General features: G+C 41.0%; 14 protein-coding genes. 7 read left to right on the top strand and 7 right to left on the bottom strand.

What is annotated here, in order from left to right; translation table 11 throughout:
• The first annotated feature begins 219 nt into the window (after positions 1-219).
• Positions 220-1,392, top strand: a complete 1,173-nt coding sequence (locus tag MED121_RS20005) for an oxidoreductase family protein (protein WP_009835596.1) — start codon at positions 220-222, stop codon at positions 1,390-1,392.
• A 42-nt stretch (positions 1,393-1,434) separates the two neighbouring features.
• Here the strand turns inward: MED121_RS20005 and hrpB are convergent, their stop codons facing one another.
• The 5 genes from hrpB to MED121_RS19980 all read right to left on the bottom strand — a co-directional run bounded on the left by hrpB (position 1,435) and on the right by MED121_RS19980 (position 8,741).
• Positions 1,435-4,053, bottom strand: a complete 2,619-nt coding sequence (gene hrpB, locus MED121_RS20000; RefSeq protein WP_009835595.1) for an ATP-dependent helicase HrpB — start codon at positions 4,051-4,053, stop codon at positions 1,435-1,437.
• Positions 4,054-4,237: 184 nt separating this feature from the next.
• Positions 4,238-5,620: an aminotransferase class III-fold pyridoxal phosphate-dependent enzyme gene (locus MED121_RS19995; RefSeq protein WP_009835594.1), complete on the bottom strand. Its 1,383-nt coding sequence runs from the start codon at positions 5,618-5,620 to the stop codon at positions 4,238-4,240.
• Between the two features lie 10 nt (positions 5,621-5,630).
• Entirely contained in the window at positions 5,631-6,407 is a 777-nt protein-coding gene (locus MED121_RS19990; protein WP_009835593.1) for an SDR family NAD(P)-dependent oxidoreductase, read from the bottom strand.
• A gap of 9 nt (positions 6,408-6,416) precedes the next feature.
• Complete coding sequence (locus tag MED121_RS19985; RefSeq protein WP_009835592.1) at positions 6,417-7,154, bottom strand: sulfite exporter TauE/SafE family protein; 738 nt, start codon at positions 7,152-7,154, stop codon at positions 6,417-6,419.
• A gap of 117 nt (positions 7,155-7,271) precedes the next feature.
• On the bottom strand, positions 7,272-8,741 hold the full coding sequence (locus MED121_RS19980; protein WP_036181381.1) for a PLP-dependent aminotransferase family protein: 1,470 nt from the start codon (positions 8,739-8,741) through the stop codon (positions 7,272-7,274).
• Between the two features lie 165 nt (positions 8,742-8,906).
• Between MED121_RS19980 and tauA the strand changes: the two genes are divergently transcribed.
• From tauA to MED121_RS19965, 3 genes are all read left to right on the top strand, one after another.
• Positions 8,907-9,935, top strand: a complete 1,029-nt coding sequence (tauA, locus tag MED121_RS19975) for a taurine ABC transporter substrate-binding protein (protein ID WP_009835590.1) — start codon at positions 8,907-8,909, stop codon at positions 9,933-9,935.
• 127 nt (positions 9,936-10,062) lie between these two features.
• Complete coding sequence (locus MED121_RS19970) at positions 10,063-10,911, top strand: taurine ABC transporter ATP-binding protein (protein ID WP_009835589.1); 849 nt, start codon at positions 10,063-10,065, stop codon at positions 10,909-10,911.
• Complete coding sequence (locus MED121_RS19965; RefSeq protein WP_009835588.1) at positions 10,911-11,825, top strand: ABC transporter permease subunit; 915 nt, start codon at positions 10,911-10,913, stop codon at positions 11,823-11,825. Before MED121_RS19970 ends, MED121_RS19965 begins: the two co-directional genes overlap by 1 nt.
• A 68-nt stretch (positions 11,826-11,893) precedes the next feature.
• On the opposite strand, the gene MED121_RS19960 is transcribed toward MED121_RS19965, so the two are convergent.
• Complete coding sequence (locus tag MED121_RS19960; protein WP_036181276.1) at positions 11,894-12,211, bottom strand: 2Fe-2S iron-sulfur cluster-binding protein; 318 nt, start codon at positions 12,209-12,211, stop codon at positions 11,894-11,896.
• A gap of 166 nt (positions 12,212-12,377) precedes the next feature.
• Between MED121_RS19960 and MED121_RS19955 the strand changes: the two genes are divergently transcribed.
• Complete coding sequence (locus tag MED121_RS19955) at positions 12,378-13,265, top strand: AEC family transporter (RefSeq protein WP_009835586.1); 888 nt, start codon at positions 12,378-12,380, stop codon at positions 13,263-13,265.
• 78 nt (positions 13,266-13,343) lie between these two features.
• Here the strand turns inward: MED121_RS19955 and MED121_RS19950 are convergent, their stop codons facing one another.
• Positions 13,344-15,398: an EAL domain-containing protein gene (locus MED121_RS19950; RefSeq protein WP_009835585.1), complete on the bottom strand. Its 2,055-nt coding sequence runs from the start codon at positions 15,396-15,398 to the stop codon at positions 13,344-13,346.
• Between the two features lie 258 nt (positions 15,399-15,656).
• On the opposite strand from MED121_RS19950, the gene MED121_RS19945 reads away from it, so the two are divergent.
• Together MED121_RS19945 and MED121_RS19940 are read left to right on the top strand one after the other, a co-directional pair.
• Complete coding sequence (locus tag MED121_RS19945; RefSeq protein ID WP_009835584.1) at positions 15,657-15,932, top strand: hypothetical protein; 276 nt, start codon at positions 15,657-15,659, stop codon at positions 15,930-15,932.
• A 202-nt stretch (positions 15,933-16,134) separates the two neighbouring features.
• Positions 16,135-16,569 (top strand): hypothetical protein, encoded by a 435-nt coding sequence (locus MED121_RS19940; protein WP_009835583.1) that lies wholly within the window; start codon positions 16,135-16,137, stop codon positions 16,567-16,569.
• Positions 16,570-16,664: the final 95 nt, after the last annotated feature.

Genomic DNA, 16,664 nt, shown 5'->3' with positions numbered 1-16,664 from the left:
TTTTAAAGCAAATCTAAGGCTAATTATTAGATTAACTTCAACAAATGTCAGCAAATGTGAACGAAAAAGCTGGTAAACCCACATTTGGTTACAGAGTGTAAGTAAGAAAAGTTGCAATTAAGTCGATAAAAATGCTGCTATGGTAAAATTAATTCTTTGATTATCAATGATTAATCTATCATTGCTTCATCTGATACTTTTTTATGTTAAGGAAAAAAGTTGAGCTCTTTGAAAGGCGTAAATACTGGCTTAAAACCAGATTGTGAAGTACTTAAACTAAAAGATTTCACTCAAGAGAGTATTCGTGAGTGGCTTAAACTTGCTTTTAATCTGAGTTCTGTGAGTCAGGGGAGGCAATTACAGCCTTTATGGTCTGGCTATGGTGATCTTGTTCAATTCGACTTATTAGTAAATATAAATGAATATGATTCACTTTTATCTGTTGTTGCCAAATGGGTTAAGCCACCTTTAGAGGTAAATCACCCCCGAGGTTGGCAAAGTAATTTAGCTCATCAACGCAAAATAACCTCTTATCAAGTGGAAAAAAATGCTTATGCCTTGTTTAACCAAACGCAAGTTTTAGAAAACTGGCCAACAGGGTTAAGAATGCCGTATTGCTACCATGCTTCTATTGATAATGGGAGTCAGCAACAATTGTTGGTGTTAGAAGATTTGAATCAATCCGGTTTTAGCCAACGTTTTGATCGTTTACCTGTGCCCATGACTCATGGGTGTATTCAGTGGTTGGCAGACCTTCATGGTTATTTTCTAATTGATCGTGAAAAAGGCAAAAATACCCCATTTCATCTTGATAACTTTTTGACCTTGGATAAGTCACTGACTTTTGCACAGGGTTTATATGAACCATATGGCTCTTGGCCCATTGGCAGTTATTGGCATTTAGCAACGCGCCCAGATGAATGGCAAGCAATGCCTAATTCAAAATTAAAAGAACAGGCTGGGTTATTGGATAAAACCTTGAATGAGCTGAGGTTTCAAACCTTAATTCATGGGGATGCAAAAGTGGCTAACTTTTGCTTTTCTAATCCTCAACAAGGAGAAGCATACAAGGTTGCTGCTTTGGACTTTCAATATCTTGGTATGGGCTGCGGTATGAAAGATGTTATTTATTTTTTGGGTAGCTGCTTAACCGAAACAGAATGTGAACAAAATTGGCAAACCTTGTTAGACCTTTATTTCTTTCGCTTGAAAGAGACACTTGCTTCATTAAACTCAAGTATTCCAGTTGATGAATTAGAAACCGAATGGCGTTTTGCTTTTGAGTTGGCTTGGGCTGATTTTCAGCGTTTCTTGGAAGGCTGGTCTCCTACTCATAAGAAAAACACAGGTTTTAGTCGCGCATTAACTGCCAGTGCTTTAAGCAAGCTTTAAAGCTTGCTCTTCCCACTAAACCATTTTAAAGGTACTTAATTTCTAAGTATCTCGATTTAGCGCCTTTTTGGTTTTGGCAGAAGCAATAGCCTCTAAAGGATTATCTGGCCAAGGGTGTTTTGGATAACGGCCTCGCATTTCTTTTTTCACCTCATGGTAGGCATTTTGCCAAAAGTGCTCTAGGTCCTGAGTGATAGCCAGAGGTTTTTGAGCTGGGGATAACAGCTCAATTTTCACCTTGGTGCCTGCAATTTCAGGGGTTTTCAATGTGCCAAACATCTCTTGTAGTTTGACTTTTAAGCTAGGGGGAAAGGCTTGATAATCTAATCGAATCTGGTTTCCTGAAGCGACTTTTAAACTCTCTGGCGCAAGGTTTGCTAAGGCTTGTTGCTGGTTCCAATCCAATTGGTTTAGCAAAATATCCGCAAGGGGAAGCTGGCTTAATTTAGCATGAGTGCTGACACTAGCCAGATAAGGTGCTAACCAAATTTCTAGGGTATCCAGCAGGCTAGTATCATCCACTTTGGGCCATTGGAACTGAGTAATCTGAGCAGGTAAGTTGGGCTGATCTGATTCAGCCATTTGGTGAATAAAGGCAAGTCTATGTCTTATTCTCAGGGCGGCTTTATCCCAGTTTAAAAGGTGTAACCCTAAGCTTCTTATATGTTGACAAACAGCATGTGTTTGAGCCTCTTCAGAAATCTGAGAAAGTGTTTTAGAAACAATGCATAATCCACCAACCATAGTGTCTTGACTAGAAAGTAACCGCTCACTATTTTTAGGCCAGCTAACCTTTTCAACGACGCTGGTGAGCTCATGAAGTGCATCTTTAAATAGGTGAGGATTCAAAGGACTTGCTAGGAAAACCTGATCCTTATTAAACTTGCTGTTACCACCAGTTTCTAAGGCAATGATAAAACCTGCTTTCGCAACGGCTTGGCTTTTATGTAGTTGCGCTAATCGACCATTGGCTAACTTATAATCTTGCCACTGGCTGCTGTTATCTAACCCTTGTTGTTTGGCAATGCGATCTGGATAAGCACAGGCAAGCAGGTAGCTTATTTTGTCTTCTTGTGTAAAGTTTGCTAGATCAGATGCGGCAAGATGGCTTGAGGTTTGCTCAATCTTATTCACTAGGCTTTGCGCCAATTTATTCATTTGTTGTAACAGTTGCTGCTGGGTTTTAGCGACCTTTTGGTTTGTTTTAGTGTGAAAACCTAGGGCTTGTTCACTCAAATCTATTTGCTGAGTTTGGCCGCTATTGCCTTCCATAATAAGCGCACCTAAAAGTGTGCTTAATGTGTTTTCTTTAATCGCGATCCCTGCAAGGATTAATCGACCAATACGGGCTGAAGCGGAGAATTGAGACATGGCATCACCTAGCGCGGTTAGCTTTAAAGCGTCTTGTTTCTCTAAAGCACCTAGTTCTTGTAGAAGCCCAACCGCTTGTTGCCAATGACCTTCTGGAACTGGGGTTAACCAGGTCAAATCTTGGTGGTGGCTGGCTCCCCATTTGGCAAGCTCTAAGGCGAGATTACTAAGGTCTGCTGTGATGATTTGAGGCTGAGCTTGTTCCATGAAGCGGTTTTGTGCATCTTCGCTCCACCATCGATAACAGACACCTTCTGAGGTACGGCCGGCACGGCCAGTTCTTTGAATGCTTTCAGCTTGGCTTACCTTTCTGGTATGAAGACGAGTCAGGCCTGTATTGGCATCAAATCTTGCTTCTCGACTTAAGCCCGAATCGATCACAACCTTCACGCTGGGAATGGTTAAACTGGTTTGCGCTATGGCTGTGGCAAGTATGACTCGTCTCTTATTCGCTTTATTTGAGGAATCATCTGAGTGCTTGTTAAGTGCTAATACTGCTTGCTGAGCTTTAAAGTCTAATTTGCCATAGAGAGGAAGCACCTCACAATGATCCGCCAGTTGATCTTGCAGGCTTGATTCCAGTCGGTTGATTTCACTTTGACCGGGTAAGAAAACAAGAATATCCCCTTCATCATGGCCCAGTGCATGACACACAGTACGACTAAGGTGAGGCAGTATTTCATCTTGTTTTAGACTTAAGTTTTGATAATTGACCGTCACAGGAAAGCTTCTGCCAGGGCAAAATAAACGACGACAACCTAAGGCTTTTTCTAAAGAGGCTTGCTCCAAAGTCGCCGACATGACGAGCAGTTTAAGCGGCTCTTCTTCACGAAGAAAATCACGACTTTCAAGGCACAAAGCTAAAGCTAAGTCTGAATCTAGATTACGTTCATGAAACTCATCAAAGATGATTAAACCTACACCCTCAAGGCTAGGGTCATCTTGCAATAATCGAACTAAGATTCCTTCGGTAATCACTTCAATTCGTGTTTCTTGACTGACTTTCTGCTCGTGGCGAATACGATAACCCACAGTTTTACCTAAGGGTTCTTTAAGTAATTCTGCCATGCGAGCTGCGGCATGTTTTGCTGCTAATCTTCTTGGTTCAAGTACGAGTATTTTCTGCTGCTTTAACCAAGGTTGATCTAATAGGGCTAAAGGCACACAAGTGGTTTTACCTGCCCCAGGTTCCGCTTCTAAAATGGCTTCATCATGATGGTTAAGCTGTTGACGTAAAGGCTCAATAATTTGAGTGATTGGCAGATCTAGAGCAGTAAAATCAAATGACATACAGATTGTTAAATATAACTAAGATAGGGCTATGTTAACTGATTCGCCCTAGCCCTAAAAGAAAGCTGAGGTGGAATTAATAGGATAGGCAAGAGTGATTCTTGTTGTGAAGAGTAAAACAGACAAGGAGCTCTAGGGGGCGCTCCTTGTCTGTATCAAGTATCATTTTACCTATGATTAAGGCTTATGCTTGAGTGACTTTTGCAAAGACCTGATCAAGTATTGCTAATATCTGCATGATTTGATCTCTTGAGATACACAAGGCAGGGCTAAAATTTAGAATATTGTTGTGAGTGTCAAAGCTTCGGTTAGTTCTTCCTATTAAAAGTCCTGCCTTCTTACACTCCGCAAAAATATTAATGGCAACTGACTCATCAACAGGGGCTTTTGTAATAGGGTCAGTGACCAACTCAATACCACATAAAAGTCCTTTTCCTCTTACATCGCCAATGATCTCGTATTTGGCTTTCAAATTTTCTAAACCTGTTAATAAAAGGTCTCCTAACATGGAGCTATTTTCGATTAAGTTTTCATCTTCAATGATTTTCATGTTGGCAATGGCAGCGGCAGGGCCAGCTAAGCAACCGCCATAAGTTGAAATATCTCTGAAGTAACCGAGCTTGTCTTGGCTAGAATTTTCTTGCAGGCTTTGGTAAAGAGCTTCTGTGGTGACAGTGCAAGAAATAGCGGCATAACCAGACGCAACGCCTTTTGCCATGGTGACGATATCTGGTTGGATATCATAGTGTTGGTAGCCAAACCATTTACCTGTTCTACCTAGGCCGCAAACCACTTCATCTAAAATCAATAAAATATCGTGTTTTTTACAAATTTGTTCAACGGCTTTTAGATAGCCTTCAGGGGGGGGAATGATACCGCCGCCTGCGGTGATGGGTTCGATAATGACAGCGCCAACTGTGTCTGGGCCCTCACGAAGAATGACCTCTTCCATTAATTTCGCCGCTTTTATGCCATAGTCTTGATTGTTTTCAAATTGACTGCGATATTCAAAACAATGGGGGAATTCAATAAAACCTGGAACAAAGGGACCATACTGATCACGACGTTGTGATTGGCCTGTGGCACTCAGGGCTGCGAGTGTTGTGCCATGATAATCACGCTCTCTATAGAGAATTTTATATTTCTTGCCGCCATATTTTTTTGCGGAAAGTTGGCGTACCATTTTAAAGGCTTTTTCGTTTGCTTCTGAGCCTGAGCTTGAGTAAAAAACGCGCTGCATACCAGGCATTTTTTCTAATAAATGGCTCGCGAAAATTGCCGCAGGCTTGTTTGCCATAGCACTGGCAAAGAAATTGAGATTCAGTAATTGCTTACTCATAGCTGCCACAATTTCTTCACGACCATAACCTGTATTAGTCACCCAAACTCCCCCTGCTGATGCATCAAGGTACTGGTTACCGTCAATATCCCAAAGGTCCAAGCCTTGGCCTTTTACAAACATAGGGAGGCCATTTTGCACTGCTGCGTCTGGTGCTAAATGGTGCCAAACCTTTTGCTTGTCAAAAGTTTGAATTTCTTCATTAGTATATTCATTCAACTGTGACATGGAGTATCTCCTATTTTATTGGGTTAGTGTCTTGGCGGCTAATTGCGAAAGGTGACCAGCTTTGACTGACAGGCATCAGCTCAAGGCTATTAATATTCAAATGGGCAGGTTGCTGGGCAATCCATAACAAGGTTTTTGCAACATCTTCCGGTTGGATTGCTTGAGTGCCTTTATAAAGGGAGTCATAAGCATCTTGATTTCCACCTGTTCTAACTAGGGTGAATTCACTTTCGGATAAGCCTGGCGCTAAACAAGTCACTCGCACACCTGTGCCAGCAAGATCACAACGTAAATTAAGCGAGAATTGTTCGACAAAGGCTTTTGTGCCGCAGTAAACATTACCGCCTGGATAAGGCCATCTGCCGGCAATAGAGCCAAGGTTAATAATGGATGCGCCTTCTCCTGTTTCGATGAGCTTAGGTAATAGCGCATGAGTGATACTTGTGAGTCCTTTAATGTTGGTATCTATCATGGTGTGCCATTGGTCTAGATCTGAGTGCTGAGCTGCATCTGTACCTAATGCAAGGCCGGCATTATTAATCAACAAATCGATTTTATGAAAAGGCTGCTCAAGCTCATTCATGGCCTTTATGACAGCATCTGTCTCATTCAAATCTAAAGTGATTGTGAGTAAATGACAGCGAGTAGATAGCTCATCACTAAGGCTTTGTAGTCGCTCTTTACGTCGTCCGATTAGAATAAGGTTCCAACCTGCAGCAGCAAAAACACGAGCTGATGCGAGTCCAAAGCCTGATGTTGCGCCTGTAATAACCGCGGTTTTTTTCATACGAATTCCTTATTTAAAAATATGCATGCTGCTGAAGTAGAGGCTAATGCTGGAGAGGGTGATTAATATGGGTAAAGCGATAGGGCGAAAGGATTGAGGTGGTTTGCGTGTGAAGAACCACTGTCCCACTTGTACGCCAATAAGGGATGGTGCTAATAACCAAAGAATAGGTGAGATTAAAGCGGTCGTTAAAATCTCATTAAATGCCATGAGTCCCACAGAAAAAACATCGGAAGCGGTTAAGAAAATAACCAAGGTCGCTCTTTGTACCGATGCTGAAATCCCTGTCATTAATAAAAAGCAGACAACGGGTAAACCGCCGATAGAAGCGGCGGCGCTAAAGCCACCCGATAATACGCCAACACCTGTTGTTAAGACTTTTGAGAAAGGTAAGCTGATGTTTGATGAGTAAATTAAGCCCACAATCATGATGATAATGGTCAGGCTTAAGGCAAACTTTAAAATAGGATCAGGTACCTTTATTAAAATCATTAATCCAATAGGAATGCCAATCAGTGCGCCAAGGCTAAGGTGCTTTAGTAGAGGTTTATGAGCATGGTGCCAAGCACCAGATATTAAGCCGATAGAGCTGATTAAATCTAAAGTGAGAATAACGGGAACATTGATTTGAATGGGCCAGATGAGACTTAAACCTGAAATAGCAATCGCAGCAAATCCAAAACCTGTATAGCCCCTTATGAAGGCGGCTATAAATATCAGGCAGATGGCGAGTTCTAAATGAGGCATCAAATCTTATCTCCGTATTAGGTGTCAGAGAAGTAAGCTGATCTGACGTGCTAATACGGTATAGGGGAAAGAGAGGATGCTGATAGGGCCAGCTTAGAGGGAATATAGTACCAAGGATTAAAAGTGTTCAAATACGGTCTTTAAAGCATGGATGCCTGGCTCTATTTTATGATTCTCTATTGCTGAAAAACCGAGTCGAAAGAAATTCTTAGGGGGTGTTTCATTAATAAAATGCACCGCGCCAGGTTCGATCAAAATACTGTTGCGAGCGGCAAGCCAAGCCACTTCTTCCGTGTTAATTTCTGTTGCTGCTTCTAACCAAAGGGAGGTGGCGCCTTCGCTGACGTTTTTGACCGTATACATGTGCGGAAGGTGGTGGGTAACCGCATCTCGCATGCGTTTAAGTTTAGACGAGTTAATAACGCGTAATTTACGCAGGTAGGTATCGTAATACCCAAGAGAAAGGAATAAGGAGAGCTGGCGCTGAATATTAACCGGTGGGTGGCGATACATAAGGCGTCTTAATGCTCTTATTTCTGAAATCAGCTCTTCATCGGCAACCATGTAGCCAATTCTTAGTCCAGGAGAAATAGACTTTGACATGCTGCCTATATAAATAACTCTATTGTTCTGATCCAAAGCTTTTAACGCGGGTTGTGGGTTTTCTTTCATGTTTATTTCAGCGTCATAGTCATCTTCAATAATCACAAAATCATGTTTTACCGATTTCTCTAATAGGGCTTTTCGTCTATCTTCACTCAGTTCTACGCCGGTAGGAACTTGTGTGCTTGGCGTGATGTAGAGATAGTCGCTTGTATTTAGCTTGTCATCGACGATTATGCCGTCATGATCAACATCCTGCTTTTGTATCTTGCTATCAAACAATGAAAATATATTTAACGCATCACGAAAACCTGGGTTTTCCATACTGACTTGTGTTGTGTTACTACATAAAAGATTGGCTAGTAGGTATAAGGAGTTCTGTGTGCCAATGGTAATGATGATTTCACTTGGCTCCACATAGATGCCTCGTCTTGGAAGTAAGCGGGTGCGGATTTGTTCGATTAAAAGAGGGTCATCAGTATCCACCATGTCATTTATCCAGTATTTGTTCCACTGGCCTGACATGCTTTTTCTCACCGAGTCTCGCCATTGCTCCAAAGGAAAAAACTCTCTCTGAATCTGCCCATAGATAAAGGGATACTCAAATCCTTGCCAATCATTTGGCTTGACTATGTTGCGTTCGTTGCTGGGTTGTTTTTGAAATCTATGTGACCAGTTGGGACAAATCTTTTTTTCTTTTTGCACAATATTAGTGCCGATTGTCTCAGGACTATCGTAATTTGCCGTGATAAAAAAACCTTTACGTGACTTAGCTTCGATATAGCCACTATCAACAAGGCTTTCGTAAATGAGGACGATAGTGTTACGTGAAACCCCCAACATATGGGCTAAATTACGTGATGAAGGCAGCGGCTTATCCACGGGGAAGCTGCCTGTTAACACAAGATCAACTAGGTATTCTCGGATCTGGTCTTGAAGTGTTCGCTCGGTATCAAACTCGATATGAAAGTAGTGTTTAAGCAAGGCCAATCCCCAAATTTAGGTTTCTATTGCTCCAATCTAATGCAAGTTTTAGTCCACAGGCCTTAACTGGACTAATTCTTTTAACTAACTGGATCTATCGCTTTATGGGTCTGTGCTTTTACTGTTGAAACCTACACATCGATTTCATCTTCAAGAGGATTCACAATGAAAGTACAAAGTATTAAGCGAATGATTAAGAAAACCTTAGGCTTATCAATGCTTGCTGGTGGTCTTGTTGCCTCTCAATATGCAAGTGCTGAGACAGTTACGATTGGCTATCAGGGGATGATGAATCCTTGGAAGTCGGTGATTGCAGAGAAGCAATTTGAGAAAGCGACAGGTTTTGCAGTCAAATGGCGTCGTTTTGATTCTGGTGCCAAAGTTATTACGGCTATGGCATCGGGTGATATCGATATTGCGACAGCGGGTTCAAGCCCAATTGCTGCAGCGGTTAATAAAGGTTTAGACATAGAGCTTGTTTGGATTTTAGAAAATATTAATGATGCCGAAGCGCTTGTTGTTAGAAACGGGTCTGGTATCTCATCACCACAAGATCTTAAAGGTAAAAAAATTGGCGTTCCTTTTGTTTCAACGACTCACTTTCATATGTTATTTGCATTGGAGCAATTTGGCTTAACAGATAAAGATGTGAAGCTAATTAATATGCAACCTAATGCGATTGCTGCTGCATGGGAGCGAGGAGATATTGATGCTGCTTTCATTTGGGACCCTGCTTTAGGTCGTATTAAGCAATCAGGTCAAGTCATGATTAGCTCAGGTGAGCTTAGTCGCTGGGGCAAGGCAACATTTGATGGCATGGTGATTAACAAGTCATTTGGAGAAGAGCAGCCTCAAGCGGTAGCGCAATTGATCAAACTCATTGCAGATGCGGATAATGAGTACCGTCAGAATAAAGCAGTTTTATCTGAAAGCTCTACCATGATTAAAAATATTGCCAAAATGACGGGGGGCTCTGCCGCCTCTGTTCCTGGTGTATTAGCGCTTTATCAATTCCCTAATTTATCAGAACAAACCAGCTGTTCTTGGTTAGGTTGTGGTGCAGATGGCGGAGCGGCGAAAGCGCTTAAGTTCACTTCAGAATTTCTTAAAAAAGAAGGTAAGGTGTCTAGTTTAGCAAATGATTACAGTGTCTTTGTTAATCCGAGTTTTGCGTTAGAGGCTTCCAAACTTTAATCGGCTTTCCCCTCTCTATTTCTTAATAGAGAGGGCTTTCCCTATGCAAGAGATAAAACGCAAGCCGGATCTTAAGACCTGCTTGAGTCCTTAAATTTAAATCTCACTTAATTTATTGGAGTATGGTATGAGCCGATTACAAATTCATGATGTATCCGTTCAATTTCCTGGTATGAATGGTGGCGAAAGTGTGACAGCTCTTTCAGAAATTAACTTTCAAATAGAACCAGGAGAATTTGTCGTCGCTCTTGGGGCATCTGGCTGTGGCAAAACCACCCTATTAAACCTTATGGCAGGCTTTATCCAACCCAGTAATGGATACCTTACTCTGGGTGACAGTGATATTTCAGGGTTACCCCGTGTTGCTTGCGGATTAGACCTACAAGACCAGATAACAGGGCCAGGTAAAGACAGAGGCGTCGTGTTTCAAAAGCATGCTTTACTGCCTTGGCTAAATGTATTGGAAAACGCTGCCTTTGGTTTAAAGCTACAAGGTGTTGGCAAGAAAGAGAGAATAGAGCGAGCAAGCTATTTTTTAAAACTAGTAGGTTTAGAGGACTTTCATAAGCATCCCGTTTATCAATTATCTGGCGGTATGCAACAAAGAGTTGGTATTGCGAGAGGGCTAACAAATGATCCCCAAATGCTGCTATTAGATGAGCCTTTAGGTGCGCTAGATGCTTTAACGCGTGAAGTTTTACAAGAGCTCTTGTTAGACGTGTGGCGTAAGACGCAAAAAATGATGTTTTTTATTACGCATAGTGTTGAAGAAGCCCTGTTTATGGCGTCACGTTTAATTATTATGTCGCCAAGGCCCGGTCGTATCACTCACGACTTCTCGCTTGATTTTAATAAAATCTTTCTAGAAACAAGAGATGCTCGACAAGTTAAGTCTATGCCAGAATTTATTGCTATGCGCGAAAAGGTGTTAGGCATAATACATGGTGATGAAGTGTTGAATGGAGGCGCTCACTAATGAAAAATCAAGAATCCATTCATGCATTAGATTTAGCGCCTGTCTCTAAAGCTGAATCAGCACCCAAAACCAAATCAAATTTGATGCAAACGTTTTTATCTATATTTGCGGCAGGTCCAGTTAAACCGGGAGAATCTTACGGCGCACCAGGGCAGGGTAAGAGCTTAGCTATTAGTCTATTTACGACGGCTTTTTTAATTCTTATTTGGCATATTGCCACTTACTTGCAATGGGTTAAACCGCTATTTTTGCCTTCTCCGGTTGCTGTTGTGCAGCGGTTTTGGGAAGTGGCAACCGAAGGCTTTGCAAATGCGACCTTATTGGAGCATACGGGGTGGAGTATGATGAGGGTTTTCTCTGCCTTTTTCTTAGCCTTTTTAACCGCAGTTCCCATTGGTATTTTAATGGGCGTTAATCGCATTGTTAGAGGTCTATTCGATCCTATTATCGAGTTTTATCGCCCTTTACCTCCGTTAGCTTACTTGCCCTTAGTGATTATTTGGCTTGGGATAGGCGAGGTTTCTAAAGTTGTTCTTATTTACTTAGCGATTTTTGCTCCTATGGCGTTAAGTGCGCGGGCTGGTGTAAAGTCTGTGGCAATCGAGCAAATTCATGCGGCTTATTCGATGGGGGCGACCCGTTGGCAGGTGATTCGACATATTATTTTAATCAACGCGTTACCTGAAATTCTCACTGGCATGCGTATAGGTATTGGCTTTGGTTGGACAACTTTGGTGGCAGCTGAAATGGTGGCTGCTCAAGCCGGACTGGGTTTTATGGTGCTAAACGCAGCTGAATTTTTGGTAACCGATGTTGTTATTATGGGCATTATTGTGATTGGAATCATTGCTTATTTATTTGATCTCTTCATGCGATATTTAGAAAGGAAACTAGTCCCATGGAAAGGAAAATAAAGCAGGTCTTTATCTAACTAGAAAATCCAGATACTGCATGGGTAATAGCTTCAGTATCTGGAGTTGTCTTAAGGCCGATTACGCTTTGGCCTTGGCGCTGGTGGCGCTTCAATTTCGATATCGGTTTTACAGTGTGCGATACAGGGCAGAATATAGCCTTGCTCTCGTTCTTTCTGGTTCAAACCAAAAGGCTCTCGTAAACCATAGTCAATCTCACCTGCATAGAGCCTTGTTAAGCACACGCCGCAAGCTCCGTTGTCACAGGCTTTTCGTACCTCTCGACCTTGCCTCGCTAAGCTTTCAATAATGTTTTCTTCTGGGATGCTTTGATAGCTTATCCTTTGGTCGGATTGACTCAAGGTGATCTTAAAGGTTTTATCTTCCATTATCTTTTCTTGCATATGCTCTATTTAGCTCTTGATCAAACTAGCTTGCGGTTATTTCTCATTAACTTTAGCATGCGCATCTGCAAAACCCATGCTTTTAATAGAGTGACGTTATCAGCATAAGAAATGAGTCTAATCGACAATTTGCCAATTTAAAGGGATAAGAATGGAACAGTCCGAATTATTATCACGAACTTTTGATACGGTATTTCCTCTGGTGTTTGTGGTGCTAGTTGGTTTTTTATATGCAAGGTGGCGTGACACGGACATGACGATTGCCAATCGCATCAATATGGATGTGTTTGTGCCCGCTTTGATTTTTTCAGTGATGGCCTCTGGCAGTTTTCATGTGATGCAGTACAAAGGCCTGATTTTAGGCGCGGCTGTTATTGTGGTCGGTTCTGGATTATTAGCTTGGCCCATTGCCAAGTTTATGGGGGTTTCAACAAAAACCCTGTTACCTCCTATGATGTTTAATAATAGTGGTAACTTAGGTATACCGTTAATGGTGCTGGCTTTTGGCGAGTCTGTTTTACCTATTGCTGTGGTGCTCTTTTTAACAGAAAACCTGCTTCACTTTACCTTAGGTATGTATCTTATCAACCCTAAAACTAAGCTGAAAAGCATACTCACCATGCCCATGGTGCTGGCGACTATTTTTGGTTTACTCTTTAGCTTCTCAGGTTGGAGCATGCCTGTCTCCTTATCTGTTCCGATTGATATGTTAGGACAAATCTCAATTCCATTAATGTTGTTTGCTTTGGGTGTGAGAATGAAGGATGTGGATTTAACCAATTGGCGCTTGGGGTTATGGGCTGGTGTTTTATGTCCGTTAACAGGTTTGATTGCGGCTTTAATTTGGCAACAAATTTGGCCGGTAAAAGCAGAGTATTTTGCCTATCTTTTAGTGTTTGCCTGCTTACCGCCAGCGGTATTGAATTATATTGTGTCTGAGTTGTTTCAGCAGGAGCCAAATAAGGTGGCTTCTATGGTGCTGATTGGTAACCTGATTAGTCTGGTTACCATACCGAGTATCTTGCTTTACGTGTTATAGCATTATCTACTATCGAATTAATTGCTATGGCTTTGATTCTTGAGGTATAAGATTCAAAGCTCTACTTAAGAAAGTGTCTTAAGATTGATTAAGCATTTGCTGCACGCTTTTTCGATCTTCAAATACCAGTTTTTCAAACGCCTCTGCATTAATAGGTTTTGAGAAATAAAAGCCTTGATAGAACTCACACCCCAACTCTAATAGCGCACTCATTTCTTCTTGGTTTTCAACCCCTTCCGCCACCACTTTCATGTTTAATTTTTGAGCCAATGAAAGGATGCTGTCGGTAATGTCTTTATCTATTTCATTTAGGTGTAAATCTCTAATTAAAGATTGATCTATCTTGATAACATCGAGCTTTAGCTCTCTTAAGTGGCGAAGAGATGAATAACCTGTACCAAAATCATCAAGAGAAAGGCTTAGCCCCATGTCCTTTAGTTGCTCTACTTTTAATTTGGCAAGATGCTCATCTTTAAAGAGGCAGCTTTCTGTGATTTCAAGTTCGATTAATTGAGGAGGACATTTGCATTCTACGAGTAACTCTTGAACGCGTTCAACAAAATTAGGGTCTTGAAATTGAATCGGACTGATATTAATCGCGAGACGTGTAAATTTGTGAGGCAGTCCCTGATGAAGCCACTTAGTGACTTGTAAGAAGGCAGTTTTTAAAACCCAATCCCCTAATTGGTATATTTGGCGGGTTTCTTCACTGATTGGAATAAAGTCACCGGGGGATATTTCCCCTAGAACAGGATGCTTCCAACGGGCAAGGCATTCCGCTCCTATAATGTCTCCATCCTTGTTACATTGGGCTTGATAAGCAAGGTAGAACTCATTATTTTCGATTGCGCTGTGTAAACCTTGTTCTATGCTAAGACGTTGTTCTGCCTGAATATGCAGCTGGTTCTCATAAAAATGATAAGTATTGCCGCCTTCAGCTTTTGCTTTGTATAAGGCGATGTCTGCGTGTCTAAGAACATCTTGTCCCGTATTTGAATCCTGACGAATAATGGAAATACCAATACTGGCTGAAGTATATAAAAGGTGACCAATGAGAGTATGAGGTTCGGCTATTGAGGTAAGTATTTTATTGGCTAATTGAGTGGCGGCTTCATGGGCTTTTTCTTCAGTATCTGCGATATCTGGAATGAGAATCACAAACTCATCTCCGCCTAAACGTGCCACGCTGGTATCGTCATTTTTAAATTCACTTAAACGTTTTCCTATGGTGACTAGTAGTGCGTCACCAACGGCGTGTCCGAGTGAATCATTGATGTGTTTAAACCTATCGAGATCCATATAAAAAAGCGCCCCGATAGTGGGCTGGTGCTGAATTTTGATAATGGCGTTATGCAGGATATCAGAAAGGTGTCGGCGATTGGATAAGCCAGTGAGTAGGTCAAAGTAGGCATACTCTCTAAGTTGCGCCTCTGCACTTTCTCTTTCTTTCCAAAGTGCCATAAATTGTTTTATTAGTAATCCGAACTCATCTTTTTTAATCTTAATCGGCGGGTTATCTATCGCCTTGTTATTGTACTTAATTGAGCTAATCCAAATGGTGAGTTTTGTTAGAGGATGAGTGAGAACCTTGTAGAAAAATGCTAATAATATCAGTGATAAAATTAAGTTTTTTATCAAACTTAATAAAAAAACATTGGTCGCTCTACCGATAAAGCTTTTGGCCACCGCTTGGGAGTCAAGGGTGATACTTAAAGAGCCAACATTGATATTTTTAGGTGAGAAAATAAGGGGGATGGAAAGGTGGCCTTGCTTACTAAATAAATAATTTGCAAGAAATTGAGTAAACTCATTTTCATCACTAGGCTGATCAACATCACTGGCCAGCTGACTATCAAAGTCATCCATAATTTCAGCTTGGATAATATCAGGGTGAGAGAGCAGCCCTTTGATTACTTGCTTAGCTAGAGGCGAATTGAGTTGGTAAGCTGCCTGGGCTGCCGGATCATGTGAAAGCAATAGAATACTACTAAAGCGATTATGAATTTGTTGCTTTTCACTTTCGAGGTCTAAGAAGGCTTGTAGCACACCAAATACCAAGCTCAAAATTAAAGAGGCTATGATAATTGTTTGTGCATGCTTAACGGACGCTCTGTCTTTAATACGAATAGCCACTTTATAGTCTTTCCTTTGACGCTACATACTGAAAATACAAAATATAAAAGATCAATAAGAGACAAAAATCTGAAATTAATCATACGCCTTTAAAACGTCATTTTACAAGATGATATGTTAGCGTTTTCGAATGTTCGCTTTAACCTAAGATTTTGCCATAGTATCAGCTCACTTCAATCGGATAAAAAATTATCAATCTAGTAAATATAGTTTATATGTCATACTAATGCCTTAGCTCACACTATCAAGGAGATCCTTGTGCAATCTGATCCAAAGGCATTATTGAAGAAGAACAAAGAATTGATTCAATCTAATGACCTAAAAGTAACATCTCATGTTCAAAGGCCTCAAGAAGATTGGTTTTTACATACTGTTATGATTGAAGGTTACGAGGTTCCATTTCGTTTTAAGCGCCAGGGAAAATATCAAAACTTAAAGGGCGCGAGAGTTAACCTTACCTATTACCCCAGTACAGAAAATGTTGCGGGTATTTCCCTAGAAGTTATGAGAGTCGTAAGAATTAAAAGAAGTTAGTACTTACAAACTTTATTTTATTAAATTGATAAAAACCTTTTTGTTACTTTATTGTCTATAAGATGAAGCATACTTCTTCGGGCGAATGTTAGTGAGTTTGATTGTGTAAACAAAATGAAATGAATGGATTTTGTTAAATTTCAGACTGGTTTCATGATCAAATTTATGTCAGCATTCGCAACAAATTTTTTAGGTGATAATTATGAACTCAGTGAAACAAGGAATAATCTTCAGCATTTTTGCTGCTTTATTCTTGCTGCAGTCCATTTCTGAGTTATTGCCTATGCATGAAGATGCGAATTCTCAAGTGATGTCGTCACTTACTTTCCAGTCGTTACACACAACTTCTTCTGATGAGATTCAGTTTAACTCTGCCAGTCCTATGCTTGAGCATAATAATATGGCGAGTATGTCTGTTTCACCTCATTCTGACATGACAGGAAACTGTGAAATTCATTGTCAGATCATGGGACAAGATTGCGCTGAAATCATGTGTGCCAGCTTGGTTTATGATGCCCTTATCAAGCCCTCTTTGCAGTCTTCTGCCATGCAAAGTGTTAACTTCTATTCTCATTCAGAGCATTTCAGCTTTAGGGCTAACTCCCTCTATCGGCCTCCGATTAACACACTTTCTTAATCATTATTTGTGATGCAATAGCGTATTTGATTTGGCCTCAGGCTTGTCTTAGATAGACGACGCTTGCCAAAAATCCCACTGCTCTAATGTATCGC

The sequence above is a fragment of the Marinomonas sp. MED121 genome (assembly GCF_000153025.1).
GTDB lineage: Bacteria > Pseudomonadota > Gammaproteobacteria > Pseudomonadales > Marinomonadaceae > Marinomonas.
Note: the sequence above shows the minus strand (reverse complement) of the source record. Positions and strands in the feature narration are given on the sequence as shown.

Coding starts and splice junctions, on each gene's coding strand:
- MED121_RS19955 (WP_009835586.1), top strand. CDS start 12,378: ATGGAACAGTCCGAATTATTATCACGAACTTTTGATACGGTATTTCCT.
- MED121_RS19985 (WP_009835592.1), bottom strand. CDS start 7,154: ATGCCTCATTTAGAACTCGCCATCTGCCTGATATTTATAGCCGCCTTC.
- MED121_RS19940 (WP_009835583.1), top strand. CDS start 16,135: ATGAACTCAGTGAAACAAGGAATAATCTTCAGCATTTTTGCTGCTTTA.
- MED121_RS19995 (WP_009835594.1), bottom strand. CDS start 5,620: ATGTCACAGTTGAATGAATATACTAATGAAGAAATTCAAACTTTTGAC.
- MED121_RS19990 (WP_009835593.1), bottom strand. CDS start 6,407: ATGAAAAAAACCGCGGTTATTACAGGCGCAACATCAGGCTTTGGACTC.
- MED121_RS19965 (WP_009835588.1), top strand. CDS start 10,911: ATGAAAAATCAAGAATCCATTCATGCATTAGATTTAGCGCCTGTCTCT.
- MED121_RS19970 (WP_009835589.1), top strand. CDS start 10,063: ATGAGCCGATTACAAATTCATGATGTATCCGTTCAATTTCCTGGTATG.
- hrpB (WP_009835595.1), bottom strand. CDS start 4,053: ATGTCATTTGATTTTACTGCTCTAGATCTGCCAATCACTCAAATTATT.
- tauA (WP_009835590.1), top strand. CDS start 8,907: ATGAAAGTACAAAGTATTAAGCGAATGATTAAGAAAACCTTAGGCTTA.
- MED121_RS19960 (WP_036181276.1), bottom strand. CDS start 12,211: ATGGAAGATAAAACCTTTAAGATCACCTTGAGTCAATCCGACCAAAGG.